The sequence below is a fragment of the Thiorhodococcus minor genome (assembly GCF_010820565.1).
Classification (GTDB): domain Bacteria; phylum Pseudomonadota; class Gammaproteobacteria; order Chromatiales; family Chromatiaceae; genus Thiorhodococcus; species Thiorhodococcus minor.
Genome location: NZ_JAAIJQ010000039.1, coordinates 1 through 25,628 on the forward strand (window position 1 = coordinate 1; position 25,628 = coordinate 25,628).

General features: G+C 63.9%; 26 protein-coding genes. 10 read left to right on the top strand and 16 right to left on the bottom strand.

Annotated features, from left to right (window positions below; all coding sequences use genetic code 11):
* Positions 1 to 111: 111 nt before the first annotated feature.
* Genes G3446_RS13845 through G3446_RS13860 form a run of 4 tightly spaced genes read right to left on the bottom strand, consistent with a single transcriptional unit; the run spans position 112 to position 3,016 of the window.
* Positions 112 to 759, bottom strand: coding sequence for a pilus assembly PilX family protein (locus G3446_RS13845; protein WP_280818825.1), 648 nt, complete (start codon positions 757 to 759; stop codon positions 112 to 114).
* Between the two features lie 11 nt (positions 760 to 770).
* Positions 771 to 1,799 (bottom strand): PilW family protein, encoded by a 1,029-nt coding sequence (locus G3446_RS13850; RefSeq protein ID WP_164453466.1) that lies wholly within the window; start codon positions 1,797 to 1,799, stop codon positions 771 to 773.
* 21 nt (positions 1,800 to 1,820) lie between these two features.
* Positions 1,821 to 2,405: a type IV pilus modification protein PilV gene (pilV, locus tag G3446_RS29170; protein ID WP_164453427.1), complete on the bottom strand. Its 585-nt coding sequence runs from the start codon at positions 2,403 to 2,405 to the stop codon at positions 1,821 to 1,823.
* The gene (locus tag G3446_RS13860; RefSeq protein ID WP_164453428.1) at positions 2,402 to 3,016 is read right to left on the bottom strand and encodes a GspH/FimT family pseudopilin; all 615 of its coding nucleotides are present in this window, start codon (positions 3,014 to 3,016) and stop codon (positions 2,402 to 2,404) included. Before G3446_RS13860 ends, pilV begins: the two co-directional genes overlap by 4 nt.
* Before the next feature lie 550 nt (positions 3,017 to 3,566).
* Between G3446_RS13860 and G3446_RS13865 the strand changes: the two genes are divergently transcribed.
* Positions 3,567 to 4,580 (top strand): class 1 fructose-bisphosphatase, encoded by a 1,014-nt coding sequence (locus tag G3446_RS13865; RefSeq protein WP_164453429.1) that lies wholly within the window; start codon positions 3,567 to 3,569, stop codon positions 4,578 to 4,580.
* Positions 4,581 to 5,450: 870 nt separating this feature from the next.
* On the opposite strand, the gene G3446_RS13870 is transcribed toward G3446_RS13865, so the two are convergent.
* Positions 5,451 to 5,954, bottom strand: a complete 504-nt coding sequence (locus G3446_RS13870; protein ID WP_209262416.1) for a hypothetical protein — start codon at positions 5,952 to 5,954, stop codon at positions 5,451 to 5,453.
* A gap of 147 nt (positions 5,955 to 6,101) precedes the next feature.
* Here G3446_RS13870 and G3446_RS13875 point away from each other — a divergent pair, with 147 nt between their 5' ends.
* Both G3446_RS13875 and G3446_RS13880 read left to right on the top strand, forming a co-directional pair.
* Positions 6,102 to 6,821: a Crp/Fnr family transcriptional regulator gene (locus tag G3446_RS13875; RefSeq protein ID WP_164453430.1), complete on the top strand. Its 720-nt coding sequence runs from the start codon at positions 6,102 to 6,104 to the stop codon at positions 6,819 to 6,821.
* 76 nt (positions 6,822 to 6,897) lie between these two features.
* Positions 6,898 to 7,236 (top strand): nitrous oxide-stimulated promoter family protein, encoded by a 339-nt coding sequence (locus G3446_RS13880; RefSeq protein ID WP_164453431.1) that lies wholly within the window; start codon positions 6,898 to 6,900, stop codon positions 7,234 to 7,236.
* Position 7,237: 1 nt separating this feature from the next.
* On the opposite strand, the gene G3446_RS13885 is transcribed toward G3446_RS13880, so the two are convergent.
* From G3446_RS13885 to G3446_RS13900, 4 genes are all read right to left on the bottom strand, one after another.
* Positions 7,238 to 9,175 (bottom strand): putative bifunctional diguanylate cyclase/phosphodiesterase, encoded by a 1,938-nt coding sequence (locus G3446_RS13885; RefSeq protein WP_164453432.1) that lies wholly within the window; start codon positions 9,173 to 9,175, stop codon positions 7,238 to 7,240.
* Positions 9,176 to 10,024 carry an HDOD domain-containing protein gene (locus G3446_RS13890; protein ID WP_245232498.1) on the bottom strand — a complete coding sequence of 283 codons (849 nt, stop codon included), beginning with the start codon at positions 10,022 to 10,024 and terminating at the stop codon, positions 9,176 to 9,178.
* 9 nt (positions 10,025 to 10,033) lie between these two features.
* A complete protein-coding gene (locus tag G3446_RS13895) occupies positions 10,034 to 10,342 on the bottom strand; it encodes a hypothetical protein (protein ID WP_164453433.1) in 309 nt (102 codons plus the stop codon).
* A gap of 65 nt (positions 10,343 to 10,407) precedes the next feature.
* On the bottom strand, positions 10,408 to 11,295 hold the full coding sequence (locus tag G3446_RS13900) for a phosphoribosylaminoimidazolesuccinocarboxamide synthase (RefSeq protein WP_164453434.1): 888 nt from the start codon (positions 11,293 to 11,295) through the stop codon (positions 10,408 to 10,410).
* Between the two features lie 82 nt (positions 11,296 to 11,377).
* On the opposite strand from G3446_RS13900, the gene G3446_RS13905 reads away from it, so the two are divergent.
* From G3446_RS13905 to mltB, 3 genes are all read left to right on the top strand, one after another.
* On the top strand, positions 11,378 to 11,821 hold the full coding sequence (locus G3446_RS13905; protein WP_164453435.1) for a hypothetical protein: 444 nt from the start codon (positions 11,378 to 11,380) through the stop codon (positions 11,819 to 11,821).
* A 106-nt stretch (positions 11,822 to 11,927) separates the two neighbouring features.
* A complete protein-coding gene (locus G3446_RS13910; RefSeq protein ID WP_164453436.1) occupies positions 11,928 to 12,314 on the top strand; it encodes a RidA family protein in 387 nt (128 codons plus the stop codon).
* A gap of 301 nt (positions 12,315 to 12,615) precedes the next feature.
* Entirely contained in the window at positions 12,616 to 13,707 is a 1,092-nt protein-coding gene (gene mltB / locus G3446_RS13915; protein ID WP_164453437.1) for a lytic murein transglycosylase B, read from the top strand.
* Positions 13,708 to 14,089: 382 nt separating this feature from the next.
* Here the strand turns inward: mltB and G3446_RS13920 are convergent, their stop codons facing one another.
* Entirely contained in the window at positions 14,090 to 14,506 is a 417-nt protein-coding gene (locus tag G3446_RS13920; protein ID WP_164453438.1) for a secondary thiamine-phosphate synthase enzyme YjbQ, read from the bottom strand.
* A 71-nt stretch (positions 14,507 to 14,577) separates the two neighbouring features.
* Between G3446_RS13920 and recG the strand changes: the two genes are divergently transcribed.
* The 3 genes from recG (at position 14,578) to G3446_RS13935 (ending at position 18,505) form a co-directional block, all read left to right on the top strand.
* A complete protein-coding gene (gene recG / locus G3446_RS13925; protein WP_245232499.1) occupies positions 14,578 to 16,692 on the top strand; it encodes an ATP-dependent DNA helicase RecG in 2,115 nt (704 codons plus the stop codon).
* Positions 16,693 to 16,920: 228 nt separating this feature from the next.
* Entirely contained in the window at positions 16,921 to 17,829 is a 909-nt protein-coding gene (gene ubiA, locus G3446_RS13930) for a 4-hydroxybenzoate octaprenyltransferase (RefSeq protein ID WP_164453439.1), read from the top strand.
* A gap of 55 nt (positions 17,830 to 17,884) precedes the next feature.
* A complete protein-coding gene (locus tag G3446_RS13935) occupies positions 17,885 to 18,505 on the top strand; it encodes a thiol:disulfide interchange protein DsbA/DsbL (RefSeq protein ID WP_164453440.1) in 621 nt (206 codons plus the stop codon).
* On the opposite strand, the gene G3446_RS13940 is transcribed toward G3446_RS13935, so the two are convergent.
* The 3 genes from G3446_RS13940 to G3446_RS13950 all read right to left on the bottom strand — a co-directional run bounded on the left by G3446_RS13940 (position 18,500) and on the right by G3446_RS13950 (position 21,269).
* Positions 18,500 to 19,036, bottom strand: coding sequence for a hypothetical protein (locus G3446_RS13940; RefSeq protein WP_164453441.1), 537 nt, complete (start codon positions 19,034 to 19,036; stop codon positions 18,500 to 18,502). The two genes, G3446_RS13935 and G3446_RS13940, sit on opposite strands and share 6 nt — an antisense overlap.
* Positions 19,037 to 19,326: 290 nt before the next feature.
* Positions 19,327 to 20,067 carry a HesA/MoeB/ThiF family protein gene (locus tag G3446_RS13945; RefSeq protein WP_164453442.1) on the bottom strand — a complete coding sequence of 247 codons (741 nt, stop codon included), beginning with the start codon at positions 20,065 to 20,067 and terminating at the stop codon, positions 19,327 to 19,329.
* Positions 20,068 to 20,858: 791 nt separating this feature from the next.
* The gene (locus tag G3446_RS13950) at positions 20,859 to 21,269 is read right to left on the bottom strand and encodes a hypothetical protein (RefSeq protein ID WP_164453443.1); all 411 of its coding nucleotides are present in this window, start codon (positions 21,267 to 21,269) and stop codon (positions 20,859 to 20,861) included.
* A gap of 187 nt (positions 21,270 to 21,456) precedes the next feature.
* Here G3446_RS13950 and G3446_RS13955 point away from each other — a divergent pair, with 187 nt between their 5' ends.
* A complete protein-coding gene (locus tag G3446_RS13955) occupies positions 21,457 to 22,209 on the top strand; it encodes a lysophospholipid acyltransferase family protein (protein ID WP_164453444.1) in 753 nt (250 codons plus the stop codon).
* Here G3446_RS13955 and prmC read toward each other — a convergent pair.
* The 3 genes from prmC to hemA are packed head-to-tail and all read right to left on the bottom strand — an operon-like array spanning position 22,206 to position 25,443.
* On the bottom strand, positions 22,206 to 23,093 hold the full coding sequence (gene prmC, locus G3446_RS13960; RefSeq protein WP_164453445.1) for a peptide chain release factor N(5)-glutamine methyltransferase: 888 nt from the start codon (positions 23,091 to 23,093) through the stop codon (positions 22,206 to 22,208). The genes G3446_RS13955 and prmC overlap by 4 nt on opposite strands.
* The gene (gene prfA, locus G3446_RS13965) at positions 23,093 to 24,172 is read right to left on the bottom strand and encodes a peptide chain release factor 1 (RefSeq protein ID WP_164453446.1); all 1,080 of its coding nucleotides are present in this window, start codon (positions 24,170 to 24,172) and stop codon (positions 23,093 to 23,095) included. The genes prmC and prfA overlap by 1 nt, the downstream gene beginning before the upstream one ends.
* On the bottom strand, positions 24,169 to 25,443 hold the full coding sequence (gene hemA / locus G3446_RS13970) for a glutamyl-tRNA reductase (protein ID WP_164453447.1): 1,275 nt from the start codon (positions 25,441 to 25,443) through the stop codon (positions 24,169 to 24,171). Before hemA ends, prfA begins: the two co-directional genes overlap by 4 nt.
* Positions 25,444 to 25,628: the final 185 nt, after the last annotated feature.

Below are 25,628 nucleotides of genomic sequence, written 5' to 3' on the forward strand. Positions count from 1 at the left end.
ATAGGGTTCTAGCGGAAAGCAGCAGGCAAGCCATTGATTTTAAAGATATCACAACCCCAGAGCAAACGGGAGAGCCAAGAAGTTGGCTGGACAAATCACGAAGGCAAGACGCTACCTTCGAATTCGAAAATCTGCGGCAGTAACCGCCCTGGCATCCCCGTAGTGCCCGATACTGCGGATATCGAAGTAGATGTAACCGGCGCCGGCGGAGGCCGCGCCTTGCCCGATTCCGGAGTAACCTTCGACCTGGGCTCCTCCGGTCCCGGGTGTAAGGCCGGCGAGTGAAAGTTTCACGACCTTGATGTCGGCGAATATGTCGGACTCAGCAGTCCCGTCGGTGGTCGAGTCGGTTGTGTCACCGTCGTACCGGACCTGTAAGTCCGTGTCGAGGGAGGACAGGTCGCAATGATTCAAGTCCTGCAATACCGACATCATTTGGTCAGGCGTCAAGCTAGACTGCTCAGAATTGGCGAGAAGATTCGCGCCTGCAGATGTGCTCGATACTCCGGTTGGGAAGGTGACGCCTGTCCAGACGCCGTCATTGTCCGCGTGATCAACCAGAAGTCTGCGCACCATGGCTCGGGCGGACTCGGAGCTGCTGAAAGCGCGAAACTCGTAGGCCTGATTTGTGCTTATTTTCATGTCGGTGCCGCTTCGCTTTGTCACCGTGATCGCGACAAGAGTGAGGACGACGAGGAAGATCAGCACAACGATAAGCGCTACACCACGGGATCTATGCGGCGAATGGGAATGAGTCATACCCGCTGCTCCTAACCGGCCGTTCGGATCGGCACAGTGTTGCGTAGGTTGATGCTTACCTCGAAGAGCATTCGTGAGAAGTGAGTGACGCTGGTCGAAGGCGTGTAAGAGTACTCGTTTTCTCCGGGAAGCAGGATGTAAGTATTTGTGTCTTCGATCTGGTCCCGGCTCATGCTACGTGCCACTATGGCGACTCTGGCAAGCATGACATCTGACCATTCCGAACTAGTAACAGCTGACGGAGCAAGATATTTGTCGACCTGAGAATCGTCGTTGGAGTCGACTCCGAGCTCTACCTTGAGCAGTTCGATACCAGAGACCATGACCTCGGTTTCAACCGAGCTTCCGTCCATTCGCTGCCGCACTAGGGCCGGTATGGCTGGAGTCTCGGACGCGTTGCGTGTCCAGGGTCTGACGAAGTAGACATCCGTATAGTAGGGGTAAACGAAGCGCCCATAGACCTTCTCTGGCTGCCCAGAGAAGGTGGACCAGTCAGTTGCTATGTCGCTTCCTAGCCCGATTTTTGCTCCAAGGCTGACTATGGTGTAGACAAAAATCCTGTTCTGGTTGTCGGTGTTTCCTGGGTTTGATTCGTGCTTAGCTTCGCTATGCCGAACTACGAGTACATCAGTATTGTCGACATGGTTTACGTCAGTGATGCCCTGTGTGGCACATTGGCCGGTGTCAACGATTCCCGTGCCATTTTCGTAGGCGCGCACCGGTTCATCGGCGAAGTTGTCGACAAGCCATTTGCTCTCGCAAACGCCGTCGCCTGTCAATGAGCTGAAGTTGTGATCGACCTGAGTCATGAGAACGCCGCCACGATGACCTGCCATGCGCAGTAGATTTCCGATTCGGCGTGAGGCAAATCGAGCGGACTCCTGGATGTTGAGTGTCTCTGAGATGAGGTTGTAGGCGTGTTTGCCCTGGGTGAGTATCTGAATCGCACCACCGACCAAGAAGAGGCCGATCGTCATGGCAACGAGAAGCTCGACGATTGAGAATCCGCGAGCTTTCACAAGTGGAGTTGTCTTAGGCATCTCATTGAAAAATTGATTGGTCTAGGGTACTAATCGGATCTGATAACACTGCAGTGAATCCTTATTCGAGACGCTTTGAGGTGTGCAGTTGAGATCAGATGCCGAATGGCGATTCAGTGCGTCTTCACCGTACATCCTGCTATCGTTCCAGAATATTCGTATTGTCCATATGTTATTTGCGTCTAGTGCAAGAGTGCCCGTAACCGCGCTTAAGTGAGAAGCGCTTCCCGCGAGCTCTTCTTGCCACTGTTCAGCATCCTTGGCCGCGATTTCACTCGAGGAGCAGGAGCTTGTGTCGCATGTAGCCGTTGTAGTTCGGTTGCAGCCTGAGGCGTCGCAGGAAAGGCCGTCATAACTAGCTGCTCCTGCGGTATTGGCACGGATCCTATCGGCGATGAACTCGGCTAGCATCACAACCTGAGAGCGTGAGAGCGACTCGGTGCTGATCTTTGAGGTAGAAAGTTGAAGTGCGGCAACCCCCAGAAGTCCGAATCCCATCACGATTGCTGCGACAAGCACTTCTATAAGAGTCATGCCGAGCTGCTGGCGTGCGCGTTTCTCTGCGCCGGCATGCCGTGATGCTCCGATACAGGCGGAATTGATCATGGGCAGGATCCTGTGCCGCTTTCGGCGAAGGTGCGGCCGGTGTAGCGCTCAACACTGACGGTCTTGCTCTTTGATGTTCCTCGGTTATCGCAAACACTGATTCTGCCACCGGAGCTTGCCGTGCCGTCTGAAAAAAAGCGTATCCCGTGCGCGATCGCGGTTTCTCCAACGGCCGTAACATCACCGCCATCAAGCGCTTCGCGGACATGCAGAAGTATTTCCCCAGTTCCCGAACTCGTGTCGCGAGAACCGTCGTTGTTCGCGTCAACGAAAATGATCCATCCACTGTGCCAGTTGACAGTGTCGATGCAGGCGGGATTATCAGACTCCATGCCTGTATTGCTCGTACAGATGGCAACCGCAGATTTTCGAGTCACAGCTTCCGAGCGTGCGTATTGAAGCGCTGCGAGTAGTTCGTTCGTATTTGAAGACATCCGGTTATTTTTGACGAGCTCCGTGAAGCTAGGAACGGCAACGGTCAAGAGAATGGACAGCATTGCGATCGAGATGAGGAGCTCGATCAGTGTGAAGCCGGCTAGCGCGTGGGTTGCTTGCTTAGCTCCTGACGGTACTGAGAAGCTCGTCAGTGACGTTCTGATCCGGTCTTGCATCTGTGTTGTCTTCACTCTTGGGCGCACCCGCAGAGCCTAGTCTGCGGGTTGTTTCTGTGTCTGCGTTCGCTTGACGGCATGGTGCCTGGAATCTCTTGCCGTGTGCGGTGCGCACGCAGGATCCTCAGCGTGAGCCGGCTCGACTAGCTTGCAAGAGCCACGCTAGTGAACAGCGCAGCACCAGGCGTGTTGCGTTCGGCCCTGTTACGCGTCGAAATTCTGTGTGCGAAACCCGTCGGCTCAGCCGCTGGACGCTCTAGGTGATGAGCCTAGGCGATATGCTCTCCTTGGACCGAGACTTGGCGCACATTTGCGAGGCGAGCCTGGGGCCCGGTTTTGGTCGGTAAGTTGCGACTAGGTTCCTTGAAGGGCCAAGACCCTTGCATGTAAGTCAAGTTGTTGCGGCGCAGTATTCCTCACGGCTCGTCAGTCTGAGGCGAAGCCTCGCTAGAGTTTGGTTGGGCTCTACAGAGCGCCTATACTTGCAGGCTTGGCTTAACAAAAGCGATCTCAACAGTTCGCGACCTCAAGTTGAAGAGACGAGGACAACATGCATAACGGTACGACGATTACCCAGTTCATCATCGAGGAGCAGCGCCACATCGCGGGCGCGACGGGCGATTTCACGTCGCTGCTCAACGATGTGGTCACGGCCTGTAAGGTGTTGAGCAACATGGTCAACCACGGGGCCCTGGTTGGAGTGCTGGGGAGCGCGGGCACCGAGAACGTGCAGGGGGAGACGCAGAAGAAGCTCGACGTTCTTTCCAACGAGGTGTTCATCAAGTCGAACGAGTGGGCGGGCCACTTGGCGGCCATGGCCTCCGAGGAGATGGACGAGATCTATCCCATCCCGGCCAAGTACCCGCGCGGCAAGTATCTGCTGACTTTCGATCCGCTGGACGGCTCCTCCAACATCGACGTCAATGTCTCCGTGGGGACCATCTTCTCCATCCTGCGGGTCTCTGGCGGTGTTCAGGAGCCGACCGAGCGCGATTTCTTGCAGGCCGGCGTGCAGCAGGTGGCCGCCGGATACGCGCTCTACGGGCCTTCGACCATGATGGTGCTGACCACGGGCAATGGCGTGAACGGCTTCACGCTGGACCAGAACATCGGCGAGTTCATTCTGACGCATCCGAACATGACCGTCCCCGCCGACACGCGCGAGTTCGCGATCAATGTGTCGAACATGCGCTTCTGGGAGGAGCCAGTGAAGCGCTACGTCCAGGAGTGTCTCGACGGCAAGGAGGGTCCGCGCGGCGAGGACTTCAACATGCGCTGGATCGCGTCCATGGTCGCCGAGGTCCATCGCATCCTGACCCGCGGTGGCGTCTTCATGTATCCCTTCGACTCCAAGATGGAGGCGAAGGGGCAGGGCGGTAAGCTGCGACTGCTGTATGAGGCGAACCCCATGTCCATGATCGTCGAGCAGGCCGGCGGTGGGGCCATTACGGGGCGTGAGCGCATCCTCGACGTTCAGCCGGAATCCCTGCACCAGCGCGTGCCGGTCATCCTGGGCTCCAAGAACGAGGTCGAGCGCATCCTGGGCTACCATCAGGAGGCCTAGCCCGAGCGCTCGCGTGCGCTCTGGCAGCTGCTAGAGTAATGGACGCCGGTCCGCGATGCGCGGGCCGGCGTTTTTTGTGCGGGATGGGCGAGTACGCGCTCCCTCTCATCCTTGCAGGAAGGCGTGACGCCGGGAGTGTCGGCCTCCAGGTCAACAGGTGTCGGCCTGGAGGCCGACACTCCCAGCACCTGTGGCGCCCACATCAATGCCGGGATCGCAACTTCGAGTGAAACGCGATACTCGTGGGCTGGCCCGATGGGATGAGCTGCGCAGGCCCGAGTGAGTTGTCGCTTCTGTCCTCCATCTTGCTCCATTCGAGAGAGCGCGGGCAGCCGTCACTGATTGGCCGGTTTCCGAACGTCTTCTGATCAAGCGCGATTCCATCTGCGTCGCCATGCGCGTATCGCGTGGGAGCGGCGCCCCGCCGCGACTGAAATGATCCTAGATTCGGCAATTGGAACCGCAAAGACGCGAAGGACACAAAGAAAAACAGAGGCTTGCTTTGGGGCGTCGCTTCACCCTCTGGGTGCGACCACAACCGATGTCAGGCGTAGGCTGGGGTGAACGAGAGTGAACCCCAGCATCCACGGTCGGCGCCAAGCTGGGGTTCGTCCCTCACCCCAGCCTACAGGGGGCCTGGTACGCATCAGTTCTGGTCGCACCCTCACCCTCTGGGGGCATTGCTTCGCGGACAACATTTTTGATTTCTTTGTGCTCTTTGAGCCTTTGCGGTTCAAATGCTCTTTTTAGGATGATTGAAGTGGGCAATGTCGCGCCAGGACGGCGCTCCCAGGGATCGAGCGTCTGACATGCGCCGGCTCTGCCGATTCCCAAGCGCTGGTCGCAGGCGGCTGGGGCTCTTTGTCCGGCTCATCGGTCGCGGGCTTGGGGATCGTCGCTGTCGGCGGGCTGCTCGTCCGAGATCAGATGCTCCGCCGATTCCTCGATCGGCCTGCCGAGCATCTGTCCGACGATGGCTCTCGAGCGCTCCGCGATGCGCTCCTTGGTGAGCTGACGGTCGCGGAAGAGCAAGCCTTTCGCGGCTTCTTCGTCCTGGTAGAGGATCTGATCTGGTGACGGGCCGAAGGCGCGCTCGAGGCTCACGCGGGCAATCCGTCCGAGGTTGACGCCGCGTCCGTCGTCGAGCAGCAAGAGGTGCGGGGCGATGCCGCGTGCTGGATCGGGGCGGGGGAATTCGAGCACGTCCAGCAGGACATAGGGCTTGCCCAGATGCCGGATGCAGAGATGGGTGTCCGTGGCCTCGATCTCCAGAATGTGAATGGTGCTGCCGATGGCTGCCCGGAGGCGGTCGACCTGGCGGTGGTAATCGGCACTGGGCCAGATAGCGCTGCGGGGCGCATCTCCTGCGGACATGGCGGGCTCGAGCTGTGGGGTGGACGCGGCTCGCCGAGCGAAATCCGCGCTTTCGCACGCGTTGTCGGGGGCAGTGGCTAAGATAGCATAGCGACCTTGATGCGCCTTGCCTTCGCTCGGCGGATATTCCCAGGAGTCAGTGCAGAGATGATCGATGAGCTACGCCGTGCGCCCTTGCTATCCAGGTTGGAAGCGGACCAGCTCGAGCGGGTCGCCCTGCACGCGCAACGGGTGACGTTGAGCGCAGAGCAGCTGCTGTTCAGCCAAGGGGATGCGGCAGAGCGCTTCTATCTGCTCCTTGCCGGCCAGATGCAGCTCTATCGGCTCTCGCCCGAGGGGGCCGAGAAGGTGATCGAGATCGTCAGTCCGGGGCAGACCTTCGCCGAGGCTCTGATGTTCCTCAATGCCCCGCGCTATCCGGTGTGCGCCTCCGCGCTCCTGCCCTCCAGACTCTTGGCGATCGATGCCAATGATTTCGCCGCGATGCTGCGCGAGTCCGTCGATACCTGCTTCGTCCTGCTCGGCGCCTTGAGTCAGCGGCTGCGCGGTCTGATCGGAGAGATCGACGATCTCACCCTGCATACCGCCACCAGCAGGGTGGCGCGCTACTTCGCCGCCAAGCTGGCGCCGGGGCAGCGAACACTCGCGCTCGATGTGCGCAAGGGCGTCTTGGCCTCCCGCCTGTCGGTCCAGCCGGAGACCTTTTCGCGCGTCATCAAGTCGCTCACCGCCCAGGAGGTCATCCGGATGGAGGGCACGACGCTCACCATTCTCGATCCAGATGCCCTCTTGGCGATCGGTGAGCTGCAAGAGCGGCTCGAGCCCGGTCCCGTCTCAATCGGGACGCTCGGGTCGCTCAGGCCCTGACTTGACTCGGGTCAAGGCGCCGTTTCCCGCCGTGCAAGAGTCTCGACGGCACACCCGGATTGATGAGACCTCCTCCATGACGACCCTGCCAGCGCGAATCAGAAGGGAGCGGCGGACTATCCGCGCCATGACCCGGATCAATTGCCGGGACCATCACGATGGGGCGGGCAGGCTCTGCGAAGACTGTGAGACCCTGCTCGACTATGCGCATCGGCGGCTCGGGGTCTGCCCCTTCGGAGCCGGCAAGCCCGCGTGCAATCATTGCGAGGTGCACTGCTACAGTCGAAAGATGCGTGAGCAGGTCAAGGCGGTGATGCGCTATGCCGGGCCGCGCATGCTGCTGCGCCACCCCATTCTCGGCCTTGGGCATCTGCTCGACAAGCTCAGGCCGGCACCCCGGCTGGCCGGGAAGTAGCTCAGGCAGACTGCCCAGAGTCCGCTTCGGTCTGCGCGAAGTAGCTCTTCTGGAAGTCGTCCGTCGGCACCGGGCGGCCGAGATGAAAGCCTTGCCCCGAGGCGCAGCCCTCGGCGCGCAGGAAGGCGAGCTGCGCGGCCGTCTCGATACCCTCTGCGATCACCGGATAGCGCAGCCGCTGCGCCATCTCGAGAATGGAGATGGCGATGCCCTCCGCGGCCAAGTCTCCGACCAGATCCTTGACGAACTCGCGGTCCAGCTTGATGCCGGAGATCGGAAAGTTCTTGAGGGACTTGAGGGAGGAGTAGCCGGTGCCGAAGTCGTCGATCCAGACCTCGAAGCCCGCCTCGCGCAGCTCGCGAATGTTGGCCAGTGCTTGCTTCTCGTTGCGTGCGATGGCGGTCTCCGTGATCTCGACATGGATGCGCCGGTGGGGCACCTGCTCGGCCGCCAAGATGCGCGCGAAGCGCTCGGTCAGCCTGGGCAGGCTGAGCTCGATCCCCGAGACATTGATGGAAAAGGGGATGCGCGCGTAGCCGAGGGCGTCCCAGGCGCGAATCTGATGGCAGACCTGGCGCGTGACCCACTCGCCGATCTCGGCGATTTGTCCCGTGCTCTCGGCGACGGGAATGAATTTGGAGGGTGGGATGGGGGAGCCGTCCGTCATGTCGAGCCGCAGCAGGACCTCGGCGCCGACGAGCCGCATGTCCGTCAAACCGAAGAGTGGCTGGTAGTGCAGCGAGAATCTGTCCTGGCGCAGGGCTTCCTGGAGCAGGGATTCGGTGCGCAGATGGGGCGAGCCGCTCTCGTCCCAGTCCGGCGTATAGATGGCATGCTTGTTGCGCCCGCTCAGCTTGGCCTTCTTGAGCGCCGTGTCCGCGTTGCGCAGCAAGGCTTGGGGCGAGGAGGCGTCCGCGTCTTGGCCAGAGTCGGCCAGCCCAATGCTTAGGGAGAGATGCAGTCGCGAGCCGCCCTGCAAGAAGCCTTCGGCGACGTGGCTGTGCAGATGTGCGGCGATCTCGTCGAGGTGCTGCGGGGTCCGCAGGCGCGCGATCGCCAGGCCGAACTCGTCCGCCCCGGTGCGGGAAAAGCACAGATCGCACTCGGCGATTCCCAGGGTCTCGAAGAACAGCCGTGAGCGCAGGGCGCTGTCCAGCCGCAGGGCGACATCGCGCAGGATTTGGTCGCCCATGTCGCAGCCCAGCTCGCGATTGACGCGGTGGAAGCCGTCGATGTCCAAGAGGAGGGTGCCGACGCTAGTGCTCGGCGTGCGCTGCTCGAGGGCTCGTTGCAGAAAGCGAATGAAGTGCGTGCGATGCGCAAGCCCGGTGAGCTGGTCGGCTGGAATGGCGACGTCTTCCGCGATGCTGATACCGCCGACACTTGGCCGGTCCGTGTGGGTCTGCACGAGAAAGCTCTCGGCCCCACCCTGGAAACGCTCGAGGCTCATGGCGGCCAGATCCGTGAGCGCCCCCAGGGCCTGGCGAGCGTCTTCCGGGATGTGATGGCTGGTCCAGAGCGCGACGCCATAGATGCGGCGCGGCGTTGCGATGCGCAGCAAGAGGCTGGCTCGATCCGGGCGCTCGCGATGGTAGCAAAGGCCTTGCTTGAGCGCCTGGGCGAAATGGCCGGACTCGATCATGGCATCGGCCTGTTCGCGCAGCTCCGCCTCGAGGGCGCGCGGCGAGCATTGGACCAGCTCGAAACAGGCGTCCGGCTGACGCAGCAGGGTGGCGGTCTTCGCCGTCGGTACCAGGGTACGCGAGCAGGCGTTGAGGACACTGAAGAGCTCGGTCAAGGTGCGGCAGGCGGGGAGCTGTGCCATCGCCTCGCGCAGCACGTCGAGCGCCAGCGGGAAGAGGGTCGCCGCGCCGCCTTTCGACAGCTCGCCCGTGGTCTCGGCGGGACTGAGGAGTCGCGGATGCAGGGCCAAGTTCATTCAGTGCTCCAGGAAGGCGGATGTCACATCCCGCGTGGTGGCAATGGTGGTCTCGACCACGGCGCGAAGCTGTGCTGTCTCGAGGCCCGTCGCCCGCCAGGCCAGATCGTCCAGGATTGGCGTCCAGCGGGCGCCGCTGGTGCCGATTCTCAGACTGTTGGCGACGAGATCGGCGACATGGGTGACGGCGATCTCGGGGGCGGGGTGCTCCGCCAGGGCTGGCCTGTGGTGGTGCGCGGCCGCCGCGCAGAACACCTCCGGAATCGCCCAGCCGCGCAGCAGGGCCGCGCCGATCTCCGCATGCGAGCTGCCGAAGAACTGCTGCTCCAGGTCGAACAGGTGACCCTGACGGTCGCGGTGGGCCTGAAGCGCGGCGCCCATGATGTGCGGCTCCAGGATGTAGAGCGGGAGGCGTCCGATGTCGTGGAGGAGCCCGGCGAGATAGGCGCGGTCCGGGCTGGCGCGTCCGCCGACCCGGGCGATCACGCGTGCCGCGACGCCGCAGGCGATGCTGTGCTCCCAGAACGAGCGCATGGAGACGGCGCCGAGCGGGAGGTCGCGGAAGACCGAGACGAGCGTGGTCGCGAGCACCAGGTTGTGCGTCTCCGCGGCGCCGATGATGGTCAGGGCCCGCAGCACAGTGTCGACCTTGGTGGCTAGCCCGTAGAGGGCGCTGTTGGCGACGCGCAGCAGACGGGCGGCGAGAGCGGGATCCGCCTCGATGATCGCCGCGACGGTCTCGAGAGAGCCGTCGGGATTCTCCAAGGTTTGGCGCACCCGATGGTAGACCGCGGGGAGACTGGGCAGCTCGTCCAGGCGTTCGAGAAGATCCCCCTTGGTCTCCATCATGCGCGCCGCCTACCGATTGCCCAGAGCGCGCTCGAGACAGAGGCCGTACAGCGCCTGAATCACGGGGTGATCGCGGTTGCTCAGGCTGAACTGCTGATCGAGCAGGGCGCGGATCTCGGCCGCGGTCTTGGGGTCGAGCATCGCGCTCGCGGCGTCCTCGGCGTCGGCCTCGATGGTGACCTCGTCGATTCCCCAGGAGCGCAGGGCCTTGACGAGGCGCTCCGTGACGACGGTCCCCGAGCGCATGAGGACGTTGCCGTTGGGGTCATAGACATCCTTGGCGAGACGCATCCCCGGAGCCATGTCTGTCAAGCGCATCCGATGTTCCGTATTCGGAGGCGCGAGGTCGGTCGGTCCGGATCGACCCGGCGGCGTGTCTTGGCTCATGACGGGGCGGTGAGCCTTTGCTCGGCCTCGCGGTACTTGGCCGCGGTGCGGTCGATGATCGCCTGCGGCAGCTCCGGGCCAGGTGGTGTCTTGTCCCAGTCCAGCGTCTCCAGATAGTCGCGTACGAACTGCTTGTCGAAGCTGGGTGGGCTGGTTCCAGGTGCGTACTGGTCGGCGGGCCAGAAGCGCGAGGAGTCCGGCGTCAGTACCTCGTCGATGAGATGCAGCCGGCCTCGGTCGTCCAAGCCGAATTCGAGCTTGGTATCGGCGATGATGATGCCGCGCTCGCGGGCATAGGCGGCGCAGTCCCTGTAGATGGCAAGACTCACGGCGCGCACGCGCTCCGCGAGCTCGGCGCCGATCAGGTCGACGGTCCTGGCGAAGTCGATGTTCTCGTCGTGGGCGCCGATATCCGCCTTGGTCGAGGGCGTGAAGATCGGCTCCGGGAGCTGGTCGGCCTGCCGCAGCCCCTTGGGCAGGGCGATGCCGCATACGGCGCCAGTGCGCTGGTAGTCCTTCCAGCCGGAGCCGATCAAGTAGCCGCGCACGATGGCCTCGACGGGCAGCGGGGCGAAGCGGCGAACGACCATCCCGCGCTCGCCGATCTGCGCGAGCTCGGCCGCATCCGTGACCACGGCCGCGACGGGGACGTCCGCGACATGGTTGGGGATCAGCGATTGGGTGCGGTCGAACCAGAATTTGGAGAGCCGGGTCAATACTTCCCCCTTGCCAGGAATCGGCTGCGGGAGCACGACATCGAACGCCGAGAGTCGGTCGCTGGTGACGACGAGCAGATGGTCGCTGCCGACCTGGTAGATGTCGCGGACCTTGCCGCGGGTGATCAGGGGGAGACTCTTGATGCTTGATTCGTACAGGGCAGACATTGAGGTTGATCCGGTGTCGACAAGGCTGGGATTATATCGACTCATGTCCACTGTAGCTTGAGCCCGTCCTCAGTTTCGAGCCATGACTGCCGCGCCCGAGCGCCCAGATCCCTTTCTCCAAGCCTTCCGCGGCAGCTTTACCTCGGCGCTGCGCTGGCCCCAGCTCGATGCCTTGTGGGAGGGCGTGCGCGCGCGAGCGGATGCCGGATGGTATCTCTATGCGGTCGGCGAGCTGCCGCCGAGCGCGCCGGCGGAGCGCGATCAGGTGCTGGCCTTCGTCGCCGAGATCGATGCCTTGCTGCGGGCCGAGCATGACGAAGATTATTGCGGCATCGTCTACGCCGACGATCCGTGCGCGCCGCGCCTGATCAAGATCTACGACCCCAACAACCTGGGCGTGTCCTGCGGCTTCAGCGACAATCCCCCATTGCCCGGCTGGGTGATGAGCCTGCTGCCGCCGTGCGATCTCCCAGCGACCCGGCCGCCGAGGGGTCGCCAGCGCTGGTGGCGGCGCATCTTCGGCTGATTGTGACGCTGCCCTGGCGTCCTGAGCCTTCTCAAGCGGGTTTCTGTCCGCGCGACTCGGCCGATTCTCGTCGAGCCCGCCCGCCATAACCAAGGAGCAACAGGCCATGACAAAGCAGATCATTCGCACCGACCAGGCCCCGCGCGCCATCGGGACCTACTCGCAGGCCGTCCGGGCTGGCGATACCGTCTACCTTTCGGGCCAGATCCCCCTGGTGCCCGAGACCATGGAGCTGGTGCAGGGCGACATGGAGGCGCAGATTCGGCGCGTCTTCGACAACCTCAAGGCAGTGGCCCAAGCGGCGAACGGGGGACTTGCGGACATCGTCAAGCTGAATGTCTTTCTCACAGATCTGAACGACTTCGCACTCGTCAATCAGGTGATGGCCGACTATTTTCAGGAGCCCTATCCGGCGCGAGCGGCGATCGGCGTGGCGGCATTGCCAAAGGGGGCGCGCGTCGAGATGGATGCCCTCATGGTGCTCGACGACTGACCGGGGCAGAAGTGCCGGGTCGTCAGTCGGACCCTGAGGGTGGACGAGCGAGAGCGAAGCCCACCGAATCCCGCTCCGGTGCTGGTGGACTGCGCTGCGAGACCGAGACTGTAGAGAAATTCTGCGCAGAAGGTTGGGCTGAGGTACGAGGCCCAACATGCCGGCTCTACCCGGAAAACCCTCGCCAGTGGGAGGTTGCCGGGTGCGGGAAACCTCTAGGTAAATGAGCAGCTTGGTTTGCGTTCTTGAGCTGTTGTCCTAGAATGCCGAGCCAAGCACTCAACGACTTGGCGGTCTCTTCATGCGCATCCTTTCGACCTTGCTCGTCCTCGGCTCGCTCCTGGTCCTCGCCGGCTGCGGATCCTCCACCACCAGGGACGCCCCCGAATACGCCTACCGCGCCATCCCGGCGTCGGCGACTTCGCGTGTCAGTGGCGATTTTTCGGGAGCGCCTGGCGTCAGTGCCTTCATTCGGCGCATGGAGCGCCATGGATTTCCCCCGAGCCAAACCGCCGCGATCATCTCGGGCGCCCAGCGCAAGCAGTCGATCATCGACCTCATGGATCGTCAGGCGCCCAGCCGCAAGAAGGGCCCCACGGGCGCCTGGACACGCTATCGCGCGAAGTTCCTGACGGACGATTCCATCGCCAAGGGGGTGAGCTTCTGGCGCCGCAACGAGGCGGCACTCGACCGCGCGGCGAGACGCTACGGCGTCCCGGCCGAATACATCGTCGCCATCATCGGCGTCGAGACGCGCTATGGGGGCTTCGTGGGCAAGACCCGGATCGTCGATGCCCTGGCGACCCTGGCGTTCGCCTATCCGCGCCGGGCCGATTACTTCACGGGCGAGCTCGAGAGCTACCTCATCATGACGCGGGACGAGCGACTGGATCCTTTCGCGCCGCGGGGGTCTTTCGCGGGCGCCATGGGGCTCTGTCAGTTCATGCCGTCGAGCTTCCGCGACTATGCCGTAGATCACACGGGAGACGGTCATCGTGACCTCTGGAGCCCAGGCGACGCCATCGGGAGCGTGGCCAACTATTTCGTGCGACATGGCTGGCAGCCCGGCGAGGCGGTCGCCGTGCGTGCGCGGGTCGCCTCGCCGACGACCGCCAAGGTGATGAAAGCTGGCTACAAGTCCGACTATTCGCTCCGCGAGCTGGAGAGCCAGGGTATTTCACCTGTCGCCTCGCCGGGACGCTCCGGCCGGTTGAGCCTATTGAGGCTGGACGCGCGCGGCGGCTACGAATACTGGATCGGCTTGAAGAACTTCTACGTCATCACGCGCTACAACCACAGCACCTATTACGCCATGGCGGTTCACCAATTGGCGCAGGCGATCCGTGCGCGTAAGGGAGGGTCCAGTGGCGTGCGGCTGTCCTCGAGCCGCTAGCAAGCGGGCTCCTACGAAGACGGCGCCGTAGGAGCCCGCTTGCGGGCGATCCTGGGGCGTAGGCGGGGAAAATGACTGGCGGAGAGCATCCTGCCCCCATCCCGTCACGCATTTCCTGAGTGTGAAAGGCTGGTAGGAAGAGCTCGAGAAATCGCCTAAGGTGATTTCCTGAAATGATCCTACCCAGACAGCGCCTCCAGAGGATGGGCAAAGCCCCTGGCACGCCGGCGCGCATGGGGAAGACCTTTGTGGGGCGTGTCCACCCAGGTCGCTTAGGCGCCTGGTCGATGGGCACGCTGCGCTTTGCCCATCCTACGGGGAATCTGTCTACGGGGAATCTGTTTCCCGGAAATCACCTAGGGTGAAACGCGGTACGAGCGGCCTATTCACCCGTGATCGTCAGCATGATCCGGCGCTGATGCGGGTGCGCGCGATGCTCGTAGAGATAGATGCCCTGCCAGGTCCCGAGCACGCAGTCGCCATCACGCACCGGGACCGTGAGGTCCATGTTGGTCAGGATGGCGCGCAGATGCGCGGGCATGTCGTCGGGCCCCTCGTCGGTATGGTCGAAGAGCCGGTCGCCATCCGGGATGAGACGCGCCATGAAGGCCTCGAGATCGCGCCGGACTGTGGGGTCGGCGTTCTCGCACAGGACCAGCGAGGCGCTGGTGTGCTGGACGAAGACATGGCATAGCCCTGCACGAATGCCGGCGCTGCGGACCTGCTCGCGCACCTCTCGGGTGATGTCATAGGTCCCGCGTCCACGTGTCTGGACCGTCAAGCCGTGCTGAACGATCATGTGTCTGATTCCTCTCCGCCGGGTCGGCGCCGGTTGCGGCCGTTCGCAGAATTAGAGCAAAGACCAAAACCTTGACACAACACGGGTTGGCGCAAGCAGCGCCGGATACGCCAGGACTGGATGGGCTTCCGGTCGAGTCGCTCAAGCGCGTTGGTCCGCGGGTTGCCGAGCGTTTGGCGAAGCTCGGTATCCGCTCCGTTCAGGATCTCCTCTTCCATCTGCCGATCCGCTATCAGGACCGCTCACGCCTGACCCCCATCGCGGATCTGCGCCTGGGCAGCGAGGCCTTGATCCAGGGCTTCGTCGAGGATGCCAGCATCGCCATGGGGCGCCGTCGCTCGCTCAAGGTATCTCTGGTCGACGCAGGGGGAGGGCGGATCCTGCTGCGCTTCTTCCACTTCTCCCGGCAGCAAGCCGCCGCGCTGCAGTCCGGGACGCTGCTGCGCTGCTATGGCGAGGTCCGGCAAGGCCCTGTCTCGCTCGAGATGATTCACCCGGAATATCGGGTCCAGTCTGAGGATGGCGATGAGGCCGAGCCTGGCTTGACGCCCATCTATCCGTCGACCGAGGGCCTGCAGCAGGCGACCTGGCGTGGCCTGATCGAGCAGGCGCTCGCGCTCATGGAGCGCCTGCGCCCGCTCGATCTGCTGCCGCGCGCGGTGATCGGACCGCAGGGCCTGCCCGGCCTCTGCGAGGCGCTGCGCGACCTCCATCGCCCGCCGCTCGAGGCGAGCCTGGAGGACTTGCTCGAGCGGCGTCATCCGGCCTTCGTGCGGCTTGCCTTCGAGGAGCTGACCGCGCATCAGGTCAGTCTGCGGCGGCTTCGGCTCGCGCAGCAGCGCATCTCGGCGCCGATCCTGGAAGGCGATGGCCGCCTGCGCGCGCGGCTGCGCGCGGCCCTGCCATTCGAATTGACCGAGGCGCAGGGGCGTGTCGTGCGGGAGATCGCCGCGGATATGGCGCGGCCTCGCCCCATGCAGCGCCTGCTCCAGGGCGATGTCGGCTCAGGGAAGACGGTCGTGGCCGCGCTCGCCGCGCTGCAGGCGCTGGAGGCCGGTTTCCAGGTCGCCCTGATGGCGCCGACCGAGCTGCTCTCCGAGCAGCACCTGCGCAATCTCAGGGCATGGCTCCTGCCATTGGGCATCGAGCCGCTTTGGCTTGCCGGTCGCCACAAGGGGCAGGAGCGCGCGGAGCGGCTGGAGGCCATCGCCTCGGGGGCGGCTCGGCTCGTCGTCGGGACCCATGCGCTCTTCCAGGATGAGGTCGTCTTCCAGGATCTCGGGCTCGCCATCATCGACGAGCAGCACCGCTTCGGCGTGCATCAGCGCATGAAGCTGCGCGAGAAGCGTGATGGCGAGGGTGCCGCGCCGCACCAGCTCATCATGACCGCGACGCCCATCCCGCGCTCCTTGGCAATGACCCTTTACGCGGACCTCGATCTCTCTGTCATCGACGCGCTACCGCCCGGGCGCAGCCCAATCACCACCATCGCGGTGCCGGACACGCGCAGGGACGAGGTCGTCGAGCGCGTCATGCTGGCCTGCCGGCAGGGGCGGCAGGCCTACTGGGTCTGTACCCTGATCGAGGAGTCGGAGGCCCTGGAGTGTCAGGCCGCGGAGGAGACGGCCCGGCAGCTCCGCGAAGGCTTGCCTGGCCTCAGGGTCGGGCTGGTGCACGGGCGGCTCAAGGCGACGGAGCGCGATGCAGTCATGGCGGACTTCGCCGCCGGTGAGCTGGATCTGCTGGTGGCGACGACGGTGATCGAGGTCGGCGTCGACGTCCCGAACGCGAGCCTCATGATCATCGAGAACCCCGAGCGTTTGGGGCTCGCCCAGCTCCACCAATTGCGCGGGCGCGTCGGACGCGGTGCCGTGGAGAGCCATTGCCTCCTGCTCTATCACGCCCCACTGTCGCAGATTGCGCGCGAGCGCCTCGGTATCATCCGCGCCTCGACCAGCGGGTTCGAGATCGCCGAGAGAGACCTTGCGATCCGTGGTGCCGGCGAGGTGCTTGGGACGCGCCAGACCGGCGCGATTCAATTTCGCGTGGCGGATCCCGTCCGTGATCAGCGGCTGACCGCGCCGGCACAGCGCGCGGCCGATCGCATCCTGGAGCACCACCCGGAGGCGGTCGATCCCCTGATCGCTCGCTGGCTCGGTGCCCGTGAGCTCTACGGCCAGGTCTAACCGGGCAGGTTGCTCTCGCGCTGGGAGTGTCGGCTTCCAGGTCGGTGCCATTCGGTCTCGGTGGGCCAGGCGCTGCATCGCTCGGTCTCGCAAGCGGCGGCGGAGCCGGGTCTCCGACGGTCGAGACCTGGCCCGCGAATGGTCGCTCGGGTCATCCAGGCGGGCCTATGCGATAATTCCGGCCATTCGAGCCCATCTCCAATCAATCGATTTCCCCAAGAGAGCGGCATGAGCGTTCCCGAGCTGAAAGTCCAACCATCGCAACGCCCCCTGACCTTGCGCGAGCGCCTTTACGGCTACTACCTGCTGGTCCGGCTGCATCGGCCCATCGGGATCTTCCTGCTCATGTGGCCGGCGCTCTGGGCGGTTTGGCTGGCCGGCGCGGGATCGCCGCCGTGGAGCGTCGTGCTCATCTTCGTCCTGGGCGTGGTGCTGATGCGCTCCGCCGGCTGCGCGATCAACGACTTCGCGGATCGCGACTTCGACGGCCATGTGTCCCGCACCAATCAGCGTCCCCTGGCGACCGGGCAGGTCACGCCGAAGGAGGCCGTGGGCGTCTTCGTCGTGCTCTGCCTGCTGGCGTTCGCGCTGGTGCTGCAGCTGAATTGGCAGACGGTCGCGCTGTCCGTCGTCGCCGCACTGCTGACGATGATCTATCCCTTCATGAAGCGCTTCACGCACGTGCCGCAGGTCTTTCTCGGGGCGGCCTTCGGCTGGGCGATCCCCATGGCGTTCACGGCCGTCACAGGGTCCATCCCCTTCTACGCCTGGGTGCTCTTCGCCGCGACGCTGATCTGGGCGCTGATCTACGACACCCAGTACGCCATGGTGGACCGCGAGGACGACCTCAAAATCGGCATCAAGTCGACGGCGATTTTGTTCGGCCGTTGGGACCGGCTGGTCGTCGGGCTGCTGCAGATCCTTATGCTCGCCATGCTCTATTGGATCGGCCGGGAGGCCGGGCGCGGGATGCTCTATGACCTCGGGCTCTTGGTCGCGGCCGGCTTTGCCGTCTATCAGCAGTACCTCATTCGCAGCCGCGAGCCAGCCCTCTGTTTTCAGGCGTTCTTGAACAACAATTATTTCGGTATGGCGGTCTTCGTCGGGCTGATTCTTGACTACGCCTTCGTGGGCTGAGGCGCGGGTTGGCTCGACGGGGTGCTGCTCGTGCCCTATCGACAGGAGTCCTGAGATGCTTGCTTGGCTCCTCTCGCCTGTCCTGCTCGGCTCGATGCTGGTGGCGCAGGCTTGGGCCTTCGACGAAGGGATCGACTACACGCGCCTGGTGCAGCCGCAGCCGACCGAGACCGGCGAGCAGGTCGAGGTGCTGGAGGTCTTCTGGTACGGCTGTCCGCATTGCTGGCACCTCGAGCCCGCGCTGGACGCATGGCTCGAGTCCCTGCCGGAAGGTGCCGCGTTTCGCCGCATGCCCGCGACCGGCGGGCGTTGGGATGCCCATGCGCGTGCCTTCTATGCGGCCCAGGCCATGGGGAAGCTGGATGTCTTCCACAAGGCACTCTTTCGTGCCATTCACGAGGAGAAGCGCGAGCTGATGACCGAGGACGACCTGGCCGGGCTTGCCGGCGAGGCAGGTCTCGATGAAGCCGAGTTTCGCGCGGATTACGCGTCTTTTCTGGTCGAGACCCAGCTCCGCAAGGCCAAGGAGATGGCGACGCGCTACGGCATCGACAGCGTCCCCACCATCATCATCGATGGCAAGTACCGCACGGGACCCAGTCAGGCCGGGGGGCAGGCGCGCATGTTCGAGGTGCTGGACACCCTGCTGGAGCAGGAGCTTCAGTCCGGATCATGACGCGTGGAGCGCTGGCTCCTCGTCATGGATGACGCGCGCGTCCGGATTCGGAAAACGCGCCACGACCCATTGCGGCAGTTTGGCTTGGTTTGCATGATAGAGCGCGTCTGACTCGACGATGACGAGCACCAGGACTGTGACCATGACCGGCAGGATGCCGGTCCCCGCCACGAGCGCCCACACGGCCTCCTTCATCATGCCCCCGTAGGTGTAGGAGACCCAGCCGAGCACAACGGCGGTCAGCAGGAGTCCGAGCATGAATAGGAAGATCCGGCTGCGGCGGGCGCAGATCTGCCAATGACACATGACATACCAGGGATCTCGCCCGATCGACTGTCTCGCGCGCCACAGGGTGTAGAGGAGAAGGGTGAATGACACGGCGGGCACGATCGCCATGATCCAGGGAAAGCTGCCGGCGAGTCCGCCGAGGCCAACCGCCATGAGGATGTGATTGCCGATCAGGTTGGTCAGGAAGATCTCGTGCGGGACGTTGGCCTTCTTGATGTCGGCCGGGCTGACTTCGAAGCGCATTGGCGGCGGCTCCCAGTGGTGACTGGCAGGTCACCATATAGCAATCGCGCGCGGCTAGCATCAGTTGTTGACGATGGAGCTGGAAGGAACGACTGATCGTGGGGGCGTGGTCGGCCGGAGTGGCAAGGGCCGGGGTGACGAGAACCGCGTTTCACGCTCAAGTTGCTATGCCAGCATTGATGTCGGCGCCATCAGTGCTGGGCGTGTCGGCCTACAGGTCGACGCCTGTTGGCCTGGAGGCCAGCACTCCCAGCGTCACCCCTTCCTGCGATAGCAGGCGGAATGCCGTGCTAGCCTGCGCAGACGGGACAGGCCGGGTCGGCGGGCACGCGGATGCTGCGCCAGTCCATGGTCGAGGCATCCAGGATGAGGAGGCGCCCGAACAGCGGGATGCCGACGCCGGTCAGGATCTTGAGCGCCTCCGTCGCCTGAATGCTGCCGACGATTCCGACGACGGGGGCGAGAATACCGTTGGCCGAGCAGGTCTCGTCGATACTGCCGTGCTCCGGGTAGAGGCAGCGATAGCAGGGGCCGCCGGGCTGGCCTGAAAAGCAGGCGACTTGGCCTTCCATGCGAATCGCCGCCCCAGACACCAGTGGCACGCGGGCGGCGACGCAGGCCCGGTTGACGGCAAAGCGGGTCGGGAAGTTGTCGCTGCCGTCGATCAGGATGTCGACCTGGCCGACGAGCTCGGGCAGGCTTTCATCGCTCAAGCTCGGCTTGATGGGGACCAGCTCGACGTCGGGATTCAGGGCGTGCAGGGCGGTGATCGCCGAATCGACCTTGGGCTGTCCGATCCGCTCCGAGCTGTGCAGCAGCTGGCGCTGCAGGTTCGAGAGATCGACGGCGTCGAAATCGGCGAGCAAGAGCCGGCCGATCCCCGCCGCAGCCAGATACATGGCGACCGGCGATCCTAGGCCGCCGAGCCCGACGACCAGTGCGCTGGAGGCGCGCAGCCGCTCCTGTCCCTCGATACCGAATTGGGGCAGCAGGATTTGTCGGCTATAGCGTAGGAGCTCGTCGTCAGTCATCTTTTCTCAGCTACCAGCTACCAGCTACCAGCTACCAGCTACCAGCTACCAGCTACCAGCTACCAGCTACCAGCGGATCGCGGCTGGCGCTTTATCTTATTGATCTCAGCCTAGATTCGGTAATTCGAACCGCAAAGGTGCGAAGGACGCCAAGGATAAAGGTCTCTCCAATTCGCGGCTTTCACCTCTGCGGCGGCGCCATCGCCGTTGTGGGCCGCCATCGTCAGTCGAGCTGGTAGGGTGGACGAGCGGGAGCGAAGTCCACCGAATCCCGCGCCGGCGTTATTGGACTGCGCTGCGCTTGCCTAACAGCGGGAAGCCGGACCGATCGATGATCGACGCCCATTCATGGCTGCTTGAAATCCTATGCGTTGTTCGTGGGTCTTGAGGCTCAACGTAGCCGTTTAGCCCCCTTAACGGCTGATATTTCGAAGACTTACGGCGCACTCACTTCGTGGATTTCACCGATCACCCCACCATAAGCCCTTGTTTCTTCGTGCGCGCCCCTCTCGGCTTCAAAATTACACATTCCGGATATGCGAGAATAATTTCATATATCAGGATGATAGCGCTGCGGGAGGGGGCTAACCGCTTACGGCTCAACAGCTTTTTTAGGCTGAATGCCTGACGTTTAGGCGGGATAAGGATAACTCATTGTGGCACAGGCGTGGGGCGGATGGCGCTCTCTTCAGACGTTTGCGCGGCTCGCTGGTAGCGGATCCAATACGCTGGCGGCTGGCGGCTGGCGGCTGGCGGCTGGCGGCTGGCGGCTGGCGGCTGGCGGCTGGCGGCTACAGATACCGCCGCCAGTGCTCGGGGCGCTCGTCGCGGCAGCCGTGCTCGATGAGCTCGTAGCGCTTCGCGAAGAGCTTGGCGGTACAATTGACCTCGCAGCATTCGCAGCCGCAGTTCGCGCGCACGGTCTCCTCCGTGTAGTAGTGCAAGGCGCGCTTCAGCCTGTTGAAGAGACCGGTATTGAGGTGAAGGCCAAGCTCCGTGAGGGCGTCCTCGATCTCGTGGAGTGTTGTCTTGAGGACGTCGTAATGGACATGGAGCAAGACGGGTGAGACAGGTGATGCGTTGAGGATGCCATCCACCTCGACCAGGAAGAGCGCAGCTGTTTCCGCCTGGTTGGGATTCGGGTGGATCTCCTGAAACGCGATGATGCGCTGTCGGATGTGCTCTGAGTCGGAAATGTCCATAGCGGTTTCATGCTAATCCGGAGCGGGAAATAATCAATCCGTATCTCTCCGGTCCGGTTCGAGTATTGACAAAACTCGTGCACTTTCGGAAGGCTATAGTTTTGCGCCGACTTGCGCGCTTGGCCGAGGCCGGCCGACCGGAAATCTCCACGGAGTCACCTTAGTCAAGGGAGTCACCTGATCAAGCATGTATCGATCTGAAGTCACCCCTGGAATCTGGGTACGAAGTCTACTCTTTTTCCTGCTCTACAATGTCATGGGCATTGTGCACAGTCTCGTCAGCGTCCTCTTGGCGCCCTTGATGCGCTTCGAGGGGCGTCATCGCTTCGTCAACCTCTGGACCCGGGCGAGCATGTGGCTGCTGCGCAGGCTGAACGGCGTGGAGATCGAGGTCTCGGGGCACGAGCACATCCCGCGGGGCGAGCCGGTCGTCGTCATGGCGAACCATCAGAGCCAGTGGGAGACCTTCTATCTCCAGCTGCTCGTCTTCCCTCAGGTGACCGTCCTCAAGCGCGAGCTGCTCTGGGTGCCCTTCTTCGGCTGGGGCCTGGCGCTGCTGCAGCCCATCGCGATCGATCGTGGCAAGCCTGTGCAAGCCATGAAGACTGTCCTGCGCGAGGGCAAGCGTCGCCTCGACGCCGGCATCAGCGTCCTGATCTTTCCGGAGGGGACACGCCAGCCGCCGGGTCGGATCGGCAGGTTCAATGCCGGGGGAGCCAAGCTGGCCTGTCATGCCGGCCGCCGCGTCCTGCCCATCGCGCACGATGCCGGGCACTGCTGGCCGGCGCGCTCGATCCTGCGGCGGCCGGGGCGGATTCGACTCAGGATCGGCCCGCCGATCGCCTGCGAGGCCGGTCCCGAGGCGCTCATCGCCGAGACGGAGCAGTGGATTCGAGACGCGCTTGCCGAGCTCGGCGAGACCGAGCGGAAGGCTGGTTAGGCTGGCGCTGCGGATCGCTCGCGCGAGCGCCAGGCCAGGGTGACGCGGTCGAGGCCTGCAAGGTCGGCGCGCGTCTCCGCATGCTCGAGTCCGTGCTGCTCGAAGAGCTGGCGCACCCTGGCGCCCTGATCGAATCCATGCTCGACTACGACGAGGCCGCCGGGGCGCAAGCAGAGGTGAGCGGTGCCTGCGATGGCGCGGATCGCATCCAAGCCGTCGCCACCCGGGCAGAGCGCGTCCGCAGGCTCGAATCTCAGGTCGCCGCGCTGAAGGTGCGGATCCCCTTCGGCGACATAGGGCGGATTGCTCAAGATGGCGTCTAGAGACGCAGGTGCCAGGGCATCGAGCCAATTGGCGCGCGCGAGTCTGACCTTGCCTAAGCCAAGCGCGCGAAGGTTCTTCCTGGCAACGCCCAGGGCCTCGGCCGAGCGGTCGGTTGCGATGACCTTCCAGTCGGGCCGCTCGCTTGCGACTGCGGCGGCGATGGCGCCCGATCCTGTGCCGAGGTCCGCGACCTGGAGCGCCGCATACTCGCGGCGCAGCTCGAGCACTGTCTCGACGATCAGCTCGGTCTCGGGACGCGGGATCAGGGTTGCCGGCGTGACTTCGAGCTCGAAGGTCCAGAAGGCCTGCCGTCCGCGAATGTAGGCGATCGGCTCGCCGGCGAGGCGGCGTTGAATCAGCCCCTCCAACTTGCTCGCTGCGGCTTGGGAGAGCGTCCGCTCGGGCCAGGCGATCAGTGTCGTGCGAGACCAGCCGGTCGCTTCGGTAAGCAGGAGCTCGGCCTCGAGCCTGGGAGTGCTCTCTGGGATCTGGCTCAGGCGTCGAGCCGCGTCCTTCAGGATCTGCGCAACCGCCGCGGGCGATGTCGCTGTCCCTGTCATCAAGCCTGCATCATGGCGGCGAGCTGCTCCGTCCTGTACTCGGCGAGCAGTGGCTCGATCACCTGGTCGAGCTGGCCGGCCATGATCTCGTCGAGCTTGTAGAGCGTCAGGTTGATGCGGTGATCGGTGAGACGGTTCTGCGGGAAGTTGTAGGTGCGGATGCGCTCGGAGCGATCACCGCTGCCCACCTGCAGCTTGCGTGACTCGGATTGCTCGGAGGCTTGGCTGTCCCGGGCGCCGGCGAGCAGCTTGGCATGCAGCAGCGCCATGGCCTTGGCGCGGTTCTTGTGCTGCGAGCGCTCCTCCTGGCATTCGACGACGATGCCCGAGGGGAGGTGGGTGATGCGGATCGCCGAGTCCGTCTTGTTGACGTGCTGACCGCCCGCGCCCGAGGAGCGGTAGGTGTCGATCCTGAGGTCGTTGGCGTTGATGTCGATGCTGTCGATCGAGGCGACTTCCGGCAGGACGGCGACTGTGCACGCGGAGGTATGGATGCGTCCCTGGGATTCGGTCTCGGGGACGCGCTGCACGCGGTGGGCGCCAGGCTCGAATTTCAGTCGCGAATAGACCCCGTTGCCGCTGATGCGGATGACGACCTCCTTGTAGCCGCCGAGCTCGCCCGGGCTCTCGGAGAGCAGCTCGGTGCGCCAGCCCGTCAGCTCGGCATAGCGCATGTACATGCGCAGCAGGTCTGAGGCGAAGAGCGCCGCTTCGGCGCCCCCGGTGCCGGCCCTGACCTCGAGGAAGGCGTTGCTCTGATCGTTAGGGTCCGGTGGGATGAGAAGCTGATGCAGCTCGGGCTCGAGCCGCGCGCGCCGCGCGCTGGCTACTGAGACCTCCTCCTTGGCGAGCGCGGCCATCTCGGGGTCGCCGAGCATCTCCTCGGCGGCCGCGACGTCCGCTTCCGCGGCGAGGTACTGCCGATAGCAGGTGATGAGCGGCTCGAGCTGGGCGTATTCGCGGCTGAGGTCGCGAAAACGATCCGAGTCGGCCTGTGTCTCGGGCTCCGCCAGCAATGCCATGACCTCGCCGAAGCGCTCCGAGATGCGCTCCAGCTTGGCCCGGATGGATGGATTCATGGATTGGCGTGGGTGCGCGTCTGCTCGAGCTGGAAGAGCTCGTTGGCGGCCTCCAGAATGCTTGCGTCACCATCGCGTGCCGCTTGACGCAGTCGCGAGCTGGGGGCATGCAGCAGCTTGTTGGTCAGCGTATGCGCGAGGAAGTTGAGAACCTCGGCGGGCGGCTTGCCGGCGTCGATCTGGCGTTGGGCGCGGGCCAAGACCTCGTCGCGCAGCTCCTCTGCGCGCTGCCGATAGTCCTGGATGAGCCCGGCGGCGTCCAGGGAGCGGACCCAGGCCATGAACTCGCCCGAATGGAAGGCGATGATCTCCTCGGCCTGCTCGGCGGCGGCTTGGCGCGATCGCAGGCTCTCGTCGATGACCTCTTGCAGGTCGTCGATGGTATAGAGATAGACGTCGCTCAGATCGCCCACCTCGGGCTCGATGTCGCGTGGAACGGCGATGTCGACCATGAAGATGGGGCGATGCTTGCGCTTCTTGAGGGCGCGCTCCACCGTGCCTTTGCCGAGAACCGGCAGTGGGCTCGCGGTGGAGGCGATGACGATGTCGGCCTCGGGGAGGTGGTTGGCGATCTCGGTCAAGGAGATGGCGAAGCCATCGAACTGCGAGGCGAGGTCATGCGCGCGCTCGACCGTGCGGTTGGCCACGATGATGCGGCCCACGCCGTTGTGGTGGAGATGTCGTGCGGCGAGCTCGATGGTCTCGCCGGCGCCGACGAGCAGGGCGGTCTGCTCGGACAAGTCGCTGAAGATCTGACGTGCTAGGTTGACGGCGGCGAAGGCCACTGAGACCGGGCTGCTGCCGATCGCGGTCTCCGTGCGCACCGTCTTGGCGACTGAGAAGGTGTGCTGGAAGAGCCTGCCGAGGAGCTTGCCGGTCGCGTTGCAGTCGACGGCCGTCTGGTAGGCCGTCTTGACCTGTCCGAGGATCTGCGGCTCGCCAAGCACCAGCGAGTCCAGGCCGCTCGAGACGCGCAGAAGGTGGGTGACTGCATCCCGCTCCGCGTGGGCGTAGAGGAAGGGATTGACCCGCTCGTGCTCGAGGCCGTGGAAGCCGCTCAGCCAGCGGCGCATCTCCTCCTCCGCGCCGTCCTGCACGGCGGCGTAGATCTCGGTCCGGTTGCAGGTCGAGAGGATGACGCCTTCGCAAACGTCATTGCAGCCCGTGAGGTCCCTTAGCGCGCCAGCGATGATGTCCGGACCAAAGGCCAGTCGCTCGCGGATGTCGACCGGGGCGGTCTTGTGGTTGAGTCCGAGAACAATCAGCTTCATATTCGTTTGAGTGATGATCTGAGGTTTCAGTGATGTGACGGCGTCGACGAGCACCGCTTCTTTCGGGGTGCGAGATTCGGGTTTCCCAGCCGATAATCCTGCCGAGCGTCCGTCATGACTCGGGCCGTCATGATTCGATATGAATCGCTTGAGCCTGGGCTTAAGGATGCAAAACAGCGCAATGC